At 24.9% G+C, this 14,873-nt stretch carries 8 protein-coding genes and 4 tRNA genes; 7 read left to right on the top strand and 5 right to left on the bottom strand.

The annotated features are described in order from the left end of the window. Window positions 1–945 precede the first annotated feature (945 nt). On the top strand, window positions 946–2,520 hold the full coding sequence (locus DA803_RS06130; protein WP_114190831.1) for an MnuA family membrane nuclease: 1,575 nt from the start codon (window positions 946–948) through the stop codon (window positions 2,518–2,520). A 484-nt stretch (window positions 2,521–3,004) separates the two neighbouring features. Here DA803_RS06130 and DA803_RS01280 read toward each other — a convergent pair. The 4 genes from DA803_RS01280 to DA803_RS01265 all read right to left on the bottom strand — a co-directional run bounded on the left by DA803_RS01280 (window position 3,005) and on the right by DA803_RS01265 (window position 3,455). Further along, a tRNA-Val gene (locus DA803_RS01280) sits at window positions 3,005–3,080 on the bottom strand. Between the two features lie 2 nt (window positions 3,081–3,082). Beyond that, a tRNA-Glu gene (locus tag DA803_RS01275) sits at window positions 3,083–3,158 on the bottom strand. Window positions 3,159–3,162: 4 nt separating this feature from the next. Then, window positions 3,163–3,237 (bottom strand) — tRNA-Asn (locus DA803_RS01270). Window positions 3,238–3,379: 142 nt separating this feature from the next. Beyond that, window positions 3,380–3,455 (bottom strand) — tRNA-Thr (locus DA803_RS01265). Between the two features lie 103 nt (window positions 3,456–3,558). On the opposite strand from DA803_RS01265, the gene DA803_RS01260 reads away from it, so the two are divergent. From DA803_RS01260 to ftsZ, 4 genes are read left to right on the top strand one after another with little or no spacing between them, the layout of a single operon-like run. Next, window positions 3,559–3,999 (top strand): division/cell wall cluster transcriptional repressor MraZ, encoded by a 441-nt coding sequence (locus tag DA803_RS01260; RefSeq protein ID WP_114190830.1) that lies wholly within the window; start codon window positions 3,559–3,561, stop codon window positions 3,997–3,999. Further along, window positions 3,996–4,898 carry a 16S rRNA (cytosine(1402)-N(4))-methyltransferase RsmH gene (gene rsmH, locus DA803_RS01255; protein WP_114190829.1) on the top strand — a complete coding sequence of 301 codons (903 nt, stop codon included), beginning with the start codon at window positions 3,996–3,998 and terminating at the stop codon, window positions 4,896–4,898. Before DA803_RS01260 ends, rsmH begins: the two co-directional genes overlap by 4 nt. A 1-nt stretch (window position 4,899) precedes the next feature. Continuing rightward, window positions 4,900–5,964 carry a hypothetical protein gene (locus DA803_RS01250; RefSeq protein WP_114190828.1) on the top strand — a complete coding sequence of 355 codons (1,065 nt, stop codon included), beginning with the start codon at window positions 4,900–4,902 and terminating at the stop codon, window positions 5,962–5,964. A gap of 17 nt (window positions 5,965–5,981) precedes the next feature. After that, window positions 5,982–7,124, top strand: a complete 1,143-nt coding sequence (ftsZ, locus tag DA803_RS01245; protein ID WP_114190827.1) for a cell division protein FtsZ — start codon at window positions 5,982–5,984, stop codon at window positions 7,122–7,124. Between the two features lie 398 nt (window positions 7,125–7,522). Here the strand turns inward: ftsZ and DA803_RS01240 are convergent, their stop codons facing one another. Further along, on the bottom strand, window positions 7,523–7,765 hold the full coding sequence (locus DA803_RS01240) for a hypothetical protein (protein WP_145960818.1): 243 nt from the start codon (window positions 7,763–7,765) through the stop codon (window positions 7,523–7,525). A 1,211-nt stretch (window positions 7,766–8,976) separates the two neighbouring features. Between DA803_RS01240 and DA803_RS01235 the strand changes: the two genes are divergently transcribed. Beyond that, window positions 8,977–13,683 carry a PDDEXK-like endonuclease domain-containing protein gene (locus tag DA803_RS01235; protein ID WP_114190825.1) on the top strand — a complete coding sequence of 1,569 codons (4,707 nt, stop codon included), beginning with the start codon at window positions 8,977–8,979 and terminating at the stop codon, window positions 13,681–13,683. Between the two features lie 87 nt (window positions 13,684–13,770). After that, the gene (locus tag DA803_RS01230) at window positions 13,771–14,826 is read left to right on the top strand and encodes a S66 family peptidase (RefSeq protein WP_114190824.1); all 1,056 of its coding nucleotides are present in this window, start codon (window positions 13,771–13,773) and stop codon (window positions 14,824–14,826) included. Window positions 14,827–14,873: the final 47 nt, after the last annotated feature.

Genomic DNA, 14,873 nt, shown 5'->3' with positions numbered 1-14,873 from the left:
GTTTTAAATATATTTTTTTGTGCTCTTCTATATATACTCTAATTTTGCTATATATTATTTTGAAATCTAAATTGTTGTATTTTATAAGATGATATTTTCTCTTTGCTGATTCGCAGAAAAATATTCTGACCTTCGATTTTCTAGAGAGTATCATATCTTTAGCGAATTAATAAGAGCATAAAAAAATAATGTGAATTTCTTTGTTATTTAAATCATTAAATTTTTAATTTTTAAGATAGCTAATTTATCTTTTGATGATTTTTCTGTTTTTGATTTTAGATCCAATATTAGAATTGTATATAATGTATCCTTTTTGAAGGAGTTTTTACATATCTAACCTATGCGTTAGAGTGATGAAACCTATATTTTTCATACCAATATTAATTATCAAAAATAAACTAGATTAAAGCAATTTTAAATCCACTTTTTCAATTAGTTTGCATTATTTCAATTTTTCATCAAATAAAAATTGTTTTAACATAAAAACACTCCTCATCTTGGATAGTCTAAATTATGTCGCATAACTTAAGTAGCCTAACTTATTGCTTTGCAAAGCTAATTTTGTAGCTTGTTTATATTTGTTAAATAAATTGACAAATAAGCAAAATGAATTTTAAAATTAGCTAAATAATATAAAAATTCTCTAATAAAAATAATTCATCAAATAAAGATCAAAACAAGTTAGATTATTTTTTAGTGTGCTAAATAATTTCCAAATTTTAATGCTATTAATTGATATTAAAAACTCAAAAATATTTTACTTCAACATATGAATTTTAAAAAATACAAAAAAAATGCAATAAAAAAATAAAAAACACAATTTTTTATAACAATAGTGTTTAAAATAAAGGCATTTTTTATTCTTTTATTTAAAAATTATAAAATATTAATGATATATAAATATAAATTAAATTTTATGCAAATTAAGATAAGAGATATTTAATTATGAAAAAGAAAAATTTTAAATGATGAATTGTTTTGCCATTTACGGTCACAGCTTTGCCACTAGTTGCAGCAGCATGTAATCAAAATAGCAGTAATGAAAAAAAAGAAAATGACTCTAGAGCTGACGATGGTAAAAAAACTATAACCACACCAGGTAATAGTATTAAAGATAATGATCCAACAAAAACTCCAAAAAAAGATTTGCCAATTATTGACAGAGATATTGAAAAAAATAGTGAAAATAAAGAAAATCAAAAATCTCCAACAACTGATGAAGATAATGAAAATTTAGGTTCCAAAAAAGAGGATAGTGACGATAAAAATTCCGATGAATCAGATGAAAATAATAATTCTAGTGAAGAAAATAACGATGAAGAAACTATTCCAAATGACGACAATAATAATGATTCTAGTAAAGATGAAAATAATAATTCAAATAATGAAAGTATAAAAAGAGAAGATCAAAATTCCGGATCAAAACCTTTAATAGAAAAGCCTAAATTCAATTCACAAATTGAAGAAATGTTTTATAAACCAGAAAATTTAATTAGAGTAGGACATTGAAATATTTTAAATTACGGTGGTGGCGAATTAAGTGACAAAAATGGACCTAAAGTAGCTGCAATTTCTGAATTAATTTATAAAAGTCAACAAGATGTGATAGGGCTAACGGAAATAAATTATAACCAGGGTAAAGATGTTAAAAATATTGTTGATGCATTAAATGAATTGAGCAATAGTAGTTCTTATGATTGTATAGTTCAACCGGTTGATGATGCAAACAAAACAAGCTCAAAAGCAACAAAAGAACAAATTGCTATAATTTATAATACAAATAAAATAAAAAAGAAAAATTTTAAAAATTATAATAAAAATTATCAATCTTATGGAAATGATAAAACAAATTCGGGAGTTTCATTTAAAAGACCATTATTTGCCGCATTCTTTGAAACAATTAAAGGAAATAAACCATTTGTTTCAATATTTGGTCATCTAGATAGTCCGGGTAAAGCTTCAGAAGAGGCAAGCCAAAACGAATATAAAAGTCAAGGAGCTCAAGAAGTTAAAGAAGCATTAGATATTGCGAATGCCTTTAAGTATTATGAACAACTATCGGATAATGCATCTATTATTTTTGGTGGAGATACAAACATTAAAACAAAAAATAATCGCTTATTTAATACAGATGAATTCACTAGCAAGGGAATTAAAAATTATTATGGTTCAATGTCCAATTTTAAAGTTAAAGGAAAACCGACAGAACAATATGAATTTTATGAAACATCTTTAGGAAGAAACAAAGGATATAGCGAAGCTTATGATAAATTATTGTTTAAGGAACATAATTTAAACATTATTGATGAAAATGAAAAAATAAAATATAATGATGAAAGATATCAAAAAGTTTCATTCAAAGCTGATATTATTAATGGTTTTAAAAATGGAATTTGGGATAAAAAACATATCTTAAATTTAAATCCAAAATTTGCAAAAGATTTTAATGGGAATGAATTTAGCTTTATAAGATCTAAAATTAGTGACCACACAATGGTATATATAGATTTTGAAGATTAAATAATGTAAATTCACAAACAAAAATTAAATTGTTGCCATGCAATTTAATTTTTTTGTTGTAAATTTTGGAGAAAAAAAATAAAAATAAAGTAATTGTTAATTTTAAAAAATATTGCAAAAAATCTATTTTTAAAAATATTTTATATTATATTAGCCTGTAAATTATTTTCTACGGGGGAAAAGTTTTATCGATAGTAATAAAATTTAAATTTATTATTATCTTTAAATAAATATAATATTTGCTACAAATGCCTTAGATTAGCATAAAAAATTATTTCACAATTTAGATCAAGTTGGTTAAGTTTATAAATTATGTTTGTTTTTGATGATGCCATTAATTTTTAGAACGTATAAAAAAAATTATTCTAAATATTTTTGAATTGGTTTGTAATATTTAATTATTTAAACTTATCAAAATAAGTTCGGAAAATTAAATAAAAAAACATCACGATAAATGATGTTTTTTGCGGTGTATTTTAACAAATGGTGGAGAATGAGGGGCTCGAACCCACGACCCTCGCCTTGTAAGGGCGATGCTCTCCCAGCTGAGCTAATTCTCCAATGGTGACCCTAGCGGGACTCGAACCCACGCATGTATGGATGAAAACCATATGTGTTAACCACTTCACCATAGGGCCAAAATGGCGCCGACTATTGGGATTGAACCAACGACCAACTGGTTAACAGCCAGCTGCTCTACCGCTGAGCTAAGTCGGCATCATTTTCTTAATGAAATGCTAACTAATTATAACAAACAAATTTATTTTTTTTAAAAAAAAATTATTTTTTATTTTTTTATTTTTTTGCAATAAAAAAATGTGACTACCAAATGGTAGATCAACATGGTATTTTTTATATATGGTGCTAGTTAGGGGATTTGAACCTCTGACCTACTGATTACGAATCAGTTGCTCTGCCAACTAAGCTAAACTAGCAAATTCTATCTATTATTATATATATTATGGTCACAAATTAAACAAAAAATTAAAAGTGCGGTTTTTTATGTTAGAATAAAGGAGATAGTGGAAGGAAGTGGGAATGTTTGGTAAATTTTATCGCCAACTCGACGATAAGAATAGAATAGTCGTTCCAGCAAAATTATTGCAGGAGTTAGGTTGTGAATTTTATATTACACTAAGTTTTGATCAATCTTTAATTTTGAGAACTCAAGATGAATTTGATAAATTAAAAAGTAAATTAGAGCAAAATAATAGTTTAAATAAAGATATTCGCGATCTAATAAGATATATTTATTCTAATACAGAGATGGTAAAACCTGATAAATTAGGTCGAATTATTTTAGCAAAACATTTCTGCGACAAAATCGCTATCAAAAAAGATGTTGTTTTTTTAGGAGTGGGAAATACTTGTGAACTTTTTTCAAAAGAAGTTTATGATGAAAAAGAAAGCTTCTATGAAGATGATAATAATGTCGCTCAACTCACCCAAAAACTTTTTGAGCAAGGAGTTAAATTATAGAAAATCATATTCCGGTTTTATTAGACGAAGTAATTAATTCGCTAACAATTAAACCGGATGGAATCTATGTAGATTTAACTTTGGGCAGAGCTGGACATAGCAAAGAAATTTTAAAAAAACTTGATACTGGAAAATTAATCTGTTTTGATAAAGATATTGAAGCAATTAATGAAAGTAATAAAACATTGGCTAGTATTAATTCAAATTATTTTTTAATAAAAAGTGACTTCCGTCACTTGAAAAATGAATTAAATAAGTTGGGTATCGAAAAAGTTGATGGAATATTAGCTGACCTAGGCGTTAGCAGTCCCCAACTTGACAATAGTAGCCGTGGATTTTCTTATTCACAAGATGCTGATTTAGATATGCGAATGGATTTAGATAATAAATTGCGCGCATATGACATTATTAATTATTATTCAGAACAAGAAATCGTTGATATATTGTATAAAAACGCTGATGTAAAATTAGCAAAACTAATTGCTAAAGCCATTATCCAAAATCGACCGATTAATACGACTTTTGAATTAAGTAATTTACTAAAAAATGTCTTACCAGCAAAAATTGTACGTGAGAAAAATCCTTCAAAAGCAGTCTTCCAAGCACTCCGCATTGAAGTTAATGATGAACTTGGAGCACTAAAAGAATTACTTGAACAAATTGATTCTATTCTAAATAAGAACGGTAAATTAGCAATAATTACTTTTCATAGTAAAGAAGATGTAATTGTGAAAAACTATTTTCAACAATTAAATTATTTCGATCCTGTGTTAAAAAAAATACCAATTCAAGTTAATAAAAAATGGAAACAAAAAATAATTTTTCCATCTGAGCATGAAATAACAAACAACAGAAGAGCACGAAGTGCCAAATTAAGGATAATAACTAGATTGGAGTAAAATGAAAAGGACTATTATTGTTATATATAAAATACTTAATAGTAGTTTTGAAGTTGAAGTTGTTGAAAAAACTTCTTCTAGCATTTTTCCAATTTTTAAGACCAAAGTTGATATTCTTAAATTTACTAAAAATAATCTCGTAAAATTTGTTGAACAAACAAAATTAAAAATTGAAGCAATTATAGAGGGAAAATTGAACGAAATTGTAATTTTTATTGAAAATGGTCAATTATTACCAATCAATAACAAAATTATTAAGATCAAAATTGATGATGTTAATTCATTAATGAATAACCCTGGGAGCTATTTTGCATCATTTTTAAATAAACAAGGTTTCTATTTAACTGATTATTCATTAATAGCCAAAAAAAATGACCAATTATTTTATTTGCTAAAATACATTCCGCTTGAGGTTTTCAAAATTTTAGAAGATATTATGTTGATTAATAAATTAAATATTGCAAAAATTTGTGATTTTAATTCATTACAAAATTATTCACTTCTACCGATGCACAAAAGTGATACAGCAATATTTGTAAAATTAGACAATAAAAAAATTGATATTGAGTTATCAATTTCTAAAAATATTTTGAAATCAAACACAATTAATTTAGGATTTGATGTCTTAGTTGATCGAATATCATCTAAATTGAATTTGAGTAAATCACAAATATTAACCGCCATTGCTAATCTAAACAATTTAAGAAAATCTAAAAATGAAAATGATATTTTCTTAATATGCAATGAATTCTTTTTAACAATTATTAATTTTTTAAATGATTTTGTTGAAAAAAATTGTAACAACCTAAAATTAAATTTATATATTTTTAATAGTAAATTTAAATATTTTTCACCTTGAATAAACTCATTAAACGAAAAACAAAACTTAAGGATTTTCAAAACTGAAGAAACTAATTTTTTAATTAGTAAAGAAGTTTTTGGATTGATGAACATTATAGAGAGTTATTCAAAAAAACAAAATGAGCTTACAATTACAACAGAATTATTTACTATTGATACAATAGCACTTAATAAAGATAATCAAAATCATTTATATTATCAATAATATATAGAGGAGAAAACATGGAAGAAATAGATTATAATCCAGTAGCTAATATTAAAGTTATTGGTGTTGGTGGTGGTGGAAATAATAGTATTCAAACATTACTCGATACAAATCTTGGTGGTCTTGAATTTATCGTAGCAAATACTGATAAACAAGCTTTGGCGAAATTTGATCAGAAATATGTCCTACATTTAGGAGATAAAAGAGGTATTGGCGCTGGTGCAAAACCAGAAGTAGGAAGAGCAGCCGCACAACTTAGTGAAGATGATATTAAAAGCCGTCTTAAAGGCGCTGATTTGGTAATAATTACGGCCGGTATGGGAGGAGGCACCGGAACTGGGGCCTCACCGGTAATTGCCAAAATTGCAAAAGAGTGCAAGGCATTAGTTGTCGCTATCATTACTACTCCTTTTGATTTCGAAGGACCAAAACGGGCAGAAATTGCCCAAGGCGGAATTGAAGAAATCAAAAAATACGTTGATTCTTATATTGTTATTTCAAACAATAAATTACTTTTACAGTATGGAAATATTGCTTTTAACGATGCATTTAAATGTGCTAATAATGTACTAAAACAAACAATTAGAACATTAATAGACGTAATTGCTGTTCCTGGATTTATTAACTTAGACTTTGCTGATCTGGAAACTATTATTAAAGATAAAGGTGAAGCAGTTGTCGGGATTGGACAAGCAAGTGGCGAAGATCGAGCTCAAAAGGCTATTACTTCAGCTATTAGTAGTCCAATTCTAGAATCTAGTATTGTTGGCGCAAGTGATGCTATTGTTTATTTCTCTGCATCTCAAAAAGTTACATTGAATGAAATTCAAGATGGTTTAAAAACCATGCGTGAACTAGTTGGAAATGACATTAACATTATCTTTGGATTAACTCAAACCCAATCTGAAGAAAGCAACAAACTCGGAGAATTATTTGTTTCAGTTATTGCAACTGGACTTAAAAATAATGCTCCAAAGGTCACTAAAGATATTCAAGAAGAAATTTTTAATAATCTTAAAAACAGTGACATCGAATTTGAAACCGAAAAGACCCGTGAATTTCTTTTAGAAAACGGAACTTTTCAATCCTACGATTTCTCATCTCCTGATGATGAAATCACACAATCAAATAGTGACATGGCAGATATTTTAAAACATTAAGATGACGTCATAAATTTTAAAAATTAAGATATTACCATTAACTATAAAAAGAGGCGAATTGCCTCTTTTTCATTTACAAATTTAATAATAATAATTTGATGCTGTGGTAATTGATAATTTGTGTTTAATTACTTTAGAAATTTGTTCGCAAGTCGGTCCACTTTCAAAAACGAAAGTAACAGGTCTGTCTTAAAATGTGATGCTTATTTTATTTTTGAAATTGGAGTGTGCTTTCAAAACTTGCTTTTTAAATAATATGAACTTGTTTTTTATTGTTTTAACATTAAATTTAAATTTAATTTCATTTGATTCTATAAATGATTTAAAAGTGTTATTTTCATCAAAAAATTAGAATAAATTTAGAGGTCATGAGTTATTATTTTTAGTAGTTTTTAAAATTATTTTATGATTTTTTCTTGAAAACTGTTTCAATCAGTAAAATTTAATTTACTTATTCTTATGTCAGTGAAAAGAATAAATTTGAATATAAATTCATAACTTAAATTATTTATTTTTTTCAATTCAACAAAAAGAATTTTTAATTCTTCAGTTGTATAATTTCGTATAGTTCCACATTCGGTTTTAAAACTTGATATTTTTTGGTCAAATGGCATATAAATTCTTTGTTTTGTTAAAATCAAAAAAAAAATTTTAAAAATTTGCCGATATAATTTTTTGTATTTTGACTATTTTTTGAATTAATTAAAATAAAATTAATTTGGTCTAATAAATCTTCAATGTTAACTCGATTTTTTAATTGGTTTAAACAAAATTTATAGGTTTTTAATGTTTATGGACTTTTGAATCCGATTTTTGTTAATGAATCAAATTCGATATAAAATATTTGTAGTTGATCTATATTTTCATAGTTTTTTCTTTTTTTGAAGAAACTACTTTTTTAAAAATATTAAACTACATATAGTATAATAAAGGTAGCAATTTCTCGTTTTATTGTTTAATGTAGTGTGAGAAATTGCGCATTTTTTTTATTCAATTTCTCAAAAAGTCTTACTATATAACAAAAAAGCAACTTTACTAGAAAGCTGCCATGAATGGACTTTTTTCAAAAGGTCAATTATACTAGTAGTGTATTTAATTTAGTGTTTATAGTGACTATATTATAATAAACTATTAATTATTTATACATATTTCAATTAATCTTTATATTATTGAAATTTTGCTTCAAAAAGCAAACATTTACATTTTTTGTTCAATTTTTTAATTTTTGTTAAAGTCATATTTATTAAGCTAAAACATTTATTTTTTATTAGCACTTATATTTGATTTTTTTCTTTCTAAAAACATATATTTGTCATGATTAATAAAACTTTGAGTCATATTTTTCATTTTTTAAACATTTACTTTGATTTTTTGTGATTCCTATTATTTGCTAGTTTACTTTGTTTTAACATGTTGAATTTTAAGAATTTATATATTAATTATCATTATTGATTTAGATCTAGTGAACGATTTTAATCATTGAAGATTTAAGATAAATTTAAATTTATATTATTTATTTTTTTAAAATTCTAAATTATTATAATTTAAGTTAAAACTAGATATTATATACAGTTATATGTTCGCAAAAATAAACATTAATTTATAAACAAAATTATTATTTTAATTTAGATTTTATTTTTCATTAAATCAATATTTTCATTGATATTTTCATTGAAATAATAATTTTCAATTTTTTATTAAAAGGAAATATTTTATAATATCATTTCTTAAACTGTTAATAATCCATAATTTATATATTTTGTTGCTACAATATAATAGAAGCAATTTATATTTACTTTAAGACAAATATAAATTAAATAATATCTTATATAAATAATAAAAAAGGAATGAAATGAATCCAAAATTATCAAACAGCATTAAGGAATGAAAAAATAAATTACTAGATATTACTTTAAGAAATCGTTCAATAAATTTTCCTCTATTTAAAAAAACTTCTACAATTCCATCACATCTAAGAGTTTTAGTATCGGATTTTAAAAATTTTTTAAATGATAGTATAGGTCGAAACCTGGAATTTGCTAATGTGGATATGGGTGAATCGTTAAATGATAATGAATATAATTCTAAAGTATTTAAATCATTTACTCTAGAAGAACTACAAGCTAAAGTCAAAAACATTAATAAAAAAACGATATTTTCTGAATTTTCATTTAAACACCAATTAGCAGTTTTAGGACAAATATTTAGAAAAAGCACATTATTTAAAGAAGAAAATGCCATTAATCCACTTAACCTTGCAATTGGTTTTGTTAAATGATATGAAAATATCAATTCTGATGATTTTCATTTTGCTCCATTGTTTTTAATATCAACCGATTTAAGCCATGAAAAAAATATTTATAAGTTATCTTTTTCTGATGATGCAATAATCACTTTAAATGAATCATTAGTTCAAAAATTAAAAATCGATTTTAATATTGATATTAATATCCCAGAAGAAGAATATGAAGATAATTATGCTATGTATAGTAGTTATAAAGAAAAAATTATTGATCAATTTTTGGATAAAAGATGAGAAATAATTGATGTTATTGAATTAAGTAACTTTAGTTTTTCAAAAATATCAATTTATAAGGATATTGAAGAAAACATTGATAAAATTGAAGAAAATTCATTTTATAAGATGCTTTTTTCAGAAGGAAATGTTAATCAAAATTCACTAAATATTAATGAGGATAATGTTGAAAAATATATAGATCATAATAAATACTATCATGTCTTAAGTTCAGATTCTTCACAAGAAGTGGCCATTGAAAGTGCTATTAATGGAGAAAGTTTTGTATTACAAGGCCCTCCAGGAACAGGTAAATCGCAAACTATAACAAACATTATTACTGAATTATTAGCTCGCGGAAAGAAAATTCTTTTTGTTGCTGAAAAAAAAGCTGCTCTTGATGTTGTTTATAATAAATTAAAACAGATTGAACTAGAGGATTATACTATTCCTATCCATAATTCTAGTATCGATAAGAAAATGATTTTAAAAGATTTATTTGAAACATTAGAAAAAGGCCGTAGTAAATTTACTATAACTAATGAAGACATTATTTTAAATCAGTATGCTACTAACCGTGATTTCTTAAATAAATATGGTAAAGAGCTTTTAAAAGTTATAAATCCAATAAATAAAAATGCTTATCAACTGATCGGGTATTTTCTAAAATATGAAAATAAGATGGATCTTCCTTTTCAAATAGCAAACATAAATAGTATTGATGAACTAAAATTAAATGATTTAAATAACAAAATTAATAGCTATTTTCAAACAATGAAATTATTAAATTTCAATCCAGCAGAGAATCCTTGATATGGAATTAAAAACACTAATTTGACAATTGAAGAAAAAGAAATTATCTTTAAAAACGTTGAAAAATTGTTAAATAAATTTAATAATCTCTTAGACAAATTTAAATTAATATCATCAATTAATATTAAGGAAAATAGCATAATAAAAGGTTTCGAAGAGATTATTAAATTAATAGATGCCATCCAAGAAATAAATTTTATTAATCCCAAAATCGAAGAAGCTCAAGCAATTATAAATGATTTAAATATTTATAAAAAATTGAGTGATATGAAAAAAAATATCGATTACTTTGAGAAAGAATTATTTTCAAAATATAAAAATAAAATTATGGATGAGGATTTAGATTTTATTAAAAATTCATTACTAGAAGTTAAGGACAAAATATTCAAAAGCTTTAATAAAAATTTTCGTTCTGCTAAAAAAATTTTTAAGAATTTCTCGCTAATTAAGAAATTGAAATATATTAATTATCTTGATGATATTTCAAAGGCTATAGATTTGAAAAATCAATATAAAAATTTTAATAATTTTGAAAATCAAATATTAACTAAAATTCACACTAGTACAAATGTAGATGATTTAAATAACGCAATAAAACAATATGAATTAATTAACTTATTAGAAATTATTATTAAGGATTTTGACATTGAAATTGATAAAAAATTATTATTCAATAGTATAAATAACTCTAAAGATTTTAAAGAAAAAATTAATAATTTGAAACTTGAAATTGAAGAATTTTTGAATATTAATAAAGAAATTATGGATTTATTGCAAAATGATAATACTACATTTACGATTAATGATTTTACTAGCAAAATAGAAAATTTAAATAATAATCCAATGTTAATTGATTCTATGTTATCGCTTAATCGTGAATTAAAAATTCTTGAAAATGAAGGATTACAGGATTTCACTAATAGAATTGAAAGTGAGAGAGTAAAAAATAATTACTTTGAAATTTTTCTTAAAAGATTTTATAAGCTACTAGTTGATAAATGTTTAATAAATAACTTCGGTAATTATAGCGCTAATATTTTAAATAACTATCGTAATAGTTTTAAAGAATACGACGATAAAATTCATCAACTAGCAAAAATTAAAATTGATTCTAATCTAAAATTACAAATTCCGAATATAGATGGGATTCTTGGCGAAAATACTGAAATAAAAATTTTAAAAAGCCAAATTAATAAAACTAGAAATATTATGCCCTTTAGACTTTTATTTCAAAAAATTCCCAACCTTATTACTAAGCTAAAACCATGCCTTATGATGTCACCACTTTCAGTAAGCACGTATTTGAAGAATAGTGATATTGAATTTGATGTTGTAATTTTTGATGAAGCATCACAAGTTAAACCTGAGAATGCTATTGGAGCCATTTATCGAGCAAAACAATATATTATTGTCGGCGATAAAGAACAACTTCCACCTACTAATTTTTTCAATTCTTCTGATAAGGATGATGAAGTTTATAATGAAGAAACTGATGATGATTCAACAAAAGGTTTTGACTCGATTTTAGAATTAGCTGATAGCAATTTAAAATCGATAAAATTAAAATGACATTATCGCTCTAAATTCGAAGAGTTAATTCAACCATCAAATGATGAGATTTATAAAAATTTAATAAGCTTTCCATCAACTAAGCATCCTGGCAAATATGAAGGAATTTCGCTTATAAAAATTAAAGGTAATTACCAAGATCGTAAAAATGAAGATGAAGCTAATAAAGTAATTGAAACTCTTCAAAAAATAATTAAAAAATATGGCTTGAAAAAATCTATTGGAGTTGTCACATTTAACCTAGAACAACAAATGTTAATCGAAAGAAAAATTGATAAATTTATTTCAAATAATCCGGAATTTGAATCTTTTTTTGATAATAATAAACACGAAAAATTCTTTGTCAAAAATATTGAAACTGTTCAAGGTGATGAACGAGATATTATCATTATGTCAATTGGATATGGATATAACAAACTGGGTCGTTTATCAATGAATTTTGGGGCAATTAATCAATCTGCAGGTTATCGAAGATTAAATGTTGCTTTCACGAGAGCTAAAGAAGCGGTTATTGTTGTAAGTTCAATTGGACATAGCGATATTGATTTGTCAAAAACTGAATCGCGAGGAGTTAAATTTTTAAAAAATTATTTACGAATTGCCGAATTCGGAAAAGATTCAAAAGAAGATTATCGAAATGATAACTCCGAATTTGATTCAGTTTTTGAAGGAAGTGTTTATGATGAAATTGTTAGACTTGGGTATAAAGCCGTAACACAATTAGGATCATCTGGTTATCGAATTGATTTAGCGATTGTTCATCCCGATAATTCTAATGCTTATACTTTAGCAATTGAATGTGATGGCGCATCATATCATAGCTCAAAAACCGCTCGTGATCGTGATAAATTAAGACAAGAAATTTTAGAACTGCGCGGTTGACATTTTTATCGGATTTGATCAACTGATTGATTTAAAAATAAAGCCTTAGAAATTAAAAAATTAAAATCAGCAATTGATGAAAGTTTTAAAAATTTTGCCAAAGAAAAACAACTGAAGCCAAATGTAAAAACCGATATTGAATTAGATGTTAATTTTGAGACAATAGACGATAATATTACTGATATCGAATTTCCAGAATTTCCTGATTTAACTGAATTTATGCAAAAACATGCTCCTATATTTTCTAATGAAAATTGAAGTGATTGGGCTACAAGACTACACATTTTATCTAAACTAATAAAAATTATTTCTCCAATTCACATTAACAATTTAAGAAAACTATATTTGCGTTTAATGAAAAAATCATCAATGGGACAAAGATTAAAAGAAAATTTTGATTTATTAATTTTTAGAGTAAGAAATCCCGATCTTGATATAGAAAGTGATAATGGTTTTTTAATATATGCTAATCAACCCATCAAGTATCGTCAAAATAGTGAATTAATACAACGAAACTATGATGAAATTCATAATAAAGAATATGAAGATATGATTTTGAAATTTGTTGAGACTGTTGAAAAATCATCAAAAAATGCAATATTAAAATTTTTATCTCGCAAACTTAAGACTAGTATTTCAAATCTTTACTCTAAAGTTGATGAAATCTTATCACCTCTAATTAAAGCAGGGAAAATTGAAGAGCGCGAACACGGAAGTGTGATAACAATAAAAAAAATAATTTTAAACAAAACGTGACTTTTTTTAACTACTACTACTTAGATTATAATTGTAGGTGCAATAAGCGCCTATTTTTTTATAAATGTTACAGGCATTTTTTGCTATTGTGAAATATAGTATAATTAATTTATGAAAAAAATAATTAATTTAAAAAATGGTGATTTTACAACTATTGTAAGCTTGTCAGCGGGAATCTTAGGTGAATCTTTTTGCGATCATCAAAGAGAAATTGGAATAAGAAGATTAAAAGAGTTTGGTTTAGAGGTTAAATATGCTCCAAATTCTTTGAAAGGAATTAAGTATATATCTGATCATCCTGAATCGAGAGCAGATGATTTGATTTGAGCAATTAATGATAAAGAAACAAAACTAATTTTATGTGCTCTTGGTGGCGATGACACATATCGACTAACACCCTATTTATTAGATAACATTGACTATAAAAATACCATTAAAAATACAAATAAAATTTTTTTGGGATATTCAGATACAACAATTAATCATTTGATTTTCAATAAACTAAATGTGCCAAGTTTTTATGGAGTCTCTTTTTTAACGGATTTAGCTGAGCTTGATTCTCAGATGTTAGATTACACAAAAAACTCATTTGCTAATTTATTTAAAGAAGATAAAATGATATATAAACCATCTAAGTATTGATATGAAGAAAGAAATGATTTTGGATTAAAACAAATTAATGTTCCAAGAATAAAACATACTGAAGATCATAATTATTTACTTCTACAAGGCAAATCATATTTTTATGGAACTTTAATTGGTGGTTGTCTTGAAAGTCTTGCTGATTTATTTATAGATGAAAAGAAAAGAAAAATTAATGTTCAGTATGATTTATTTACTAACAAAACTAATTTTAAAAATAAGGTTTTGTTGCTTGAAACTTGCGAACTAAAACTTCCACCAAATGAAATAGAGCTAATGCTGCAAGAAATTGCTAAAACAGGATGTTTTGATAATTTAGAAGGTGTCATTATTGGAAAACCGCAAAATGAAAAATATTTCGAAGAATATAAAAATTTATTTTCAACTTTTTTCAGTAAATATAAAAACCTTTCAGTTGTTTATAATATAAATATTGGGCATGCATACCCTAAAATGATTTTACAATTATTAGGTAAAATTGAAATTGATGTGAATAATCAGGAAATAATTAGTCATAAAGCTTAACTATTATTATTAATATATATTGATTTAGAATTTTTTAAAATCAAGTT

The organism is [Mycoplasma] phocae, assembly GCF_003332325.1.
Lineage (GTDB): Bacteria > Bacillota_I > Bacilli_A > Mycoplasmatales > Metamycoplasmataceae > Metamycoplasma > Metamycoplasma phocae.
This window is presented reverse-complemented; position numbering and strand designations above follow the sequence as displayed.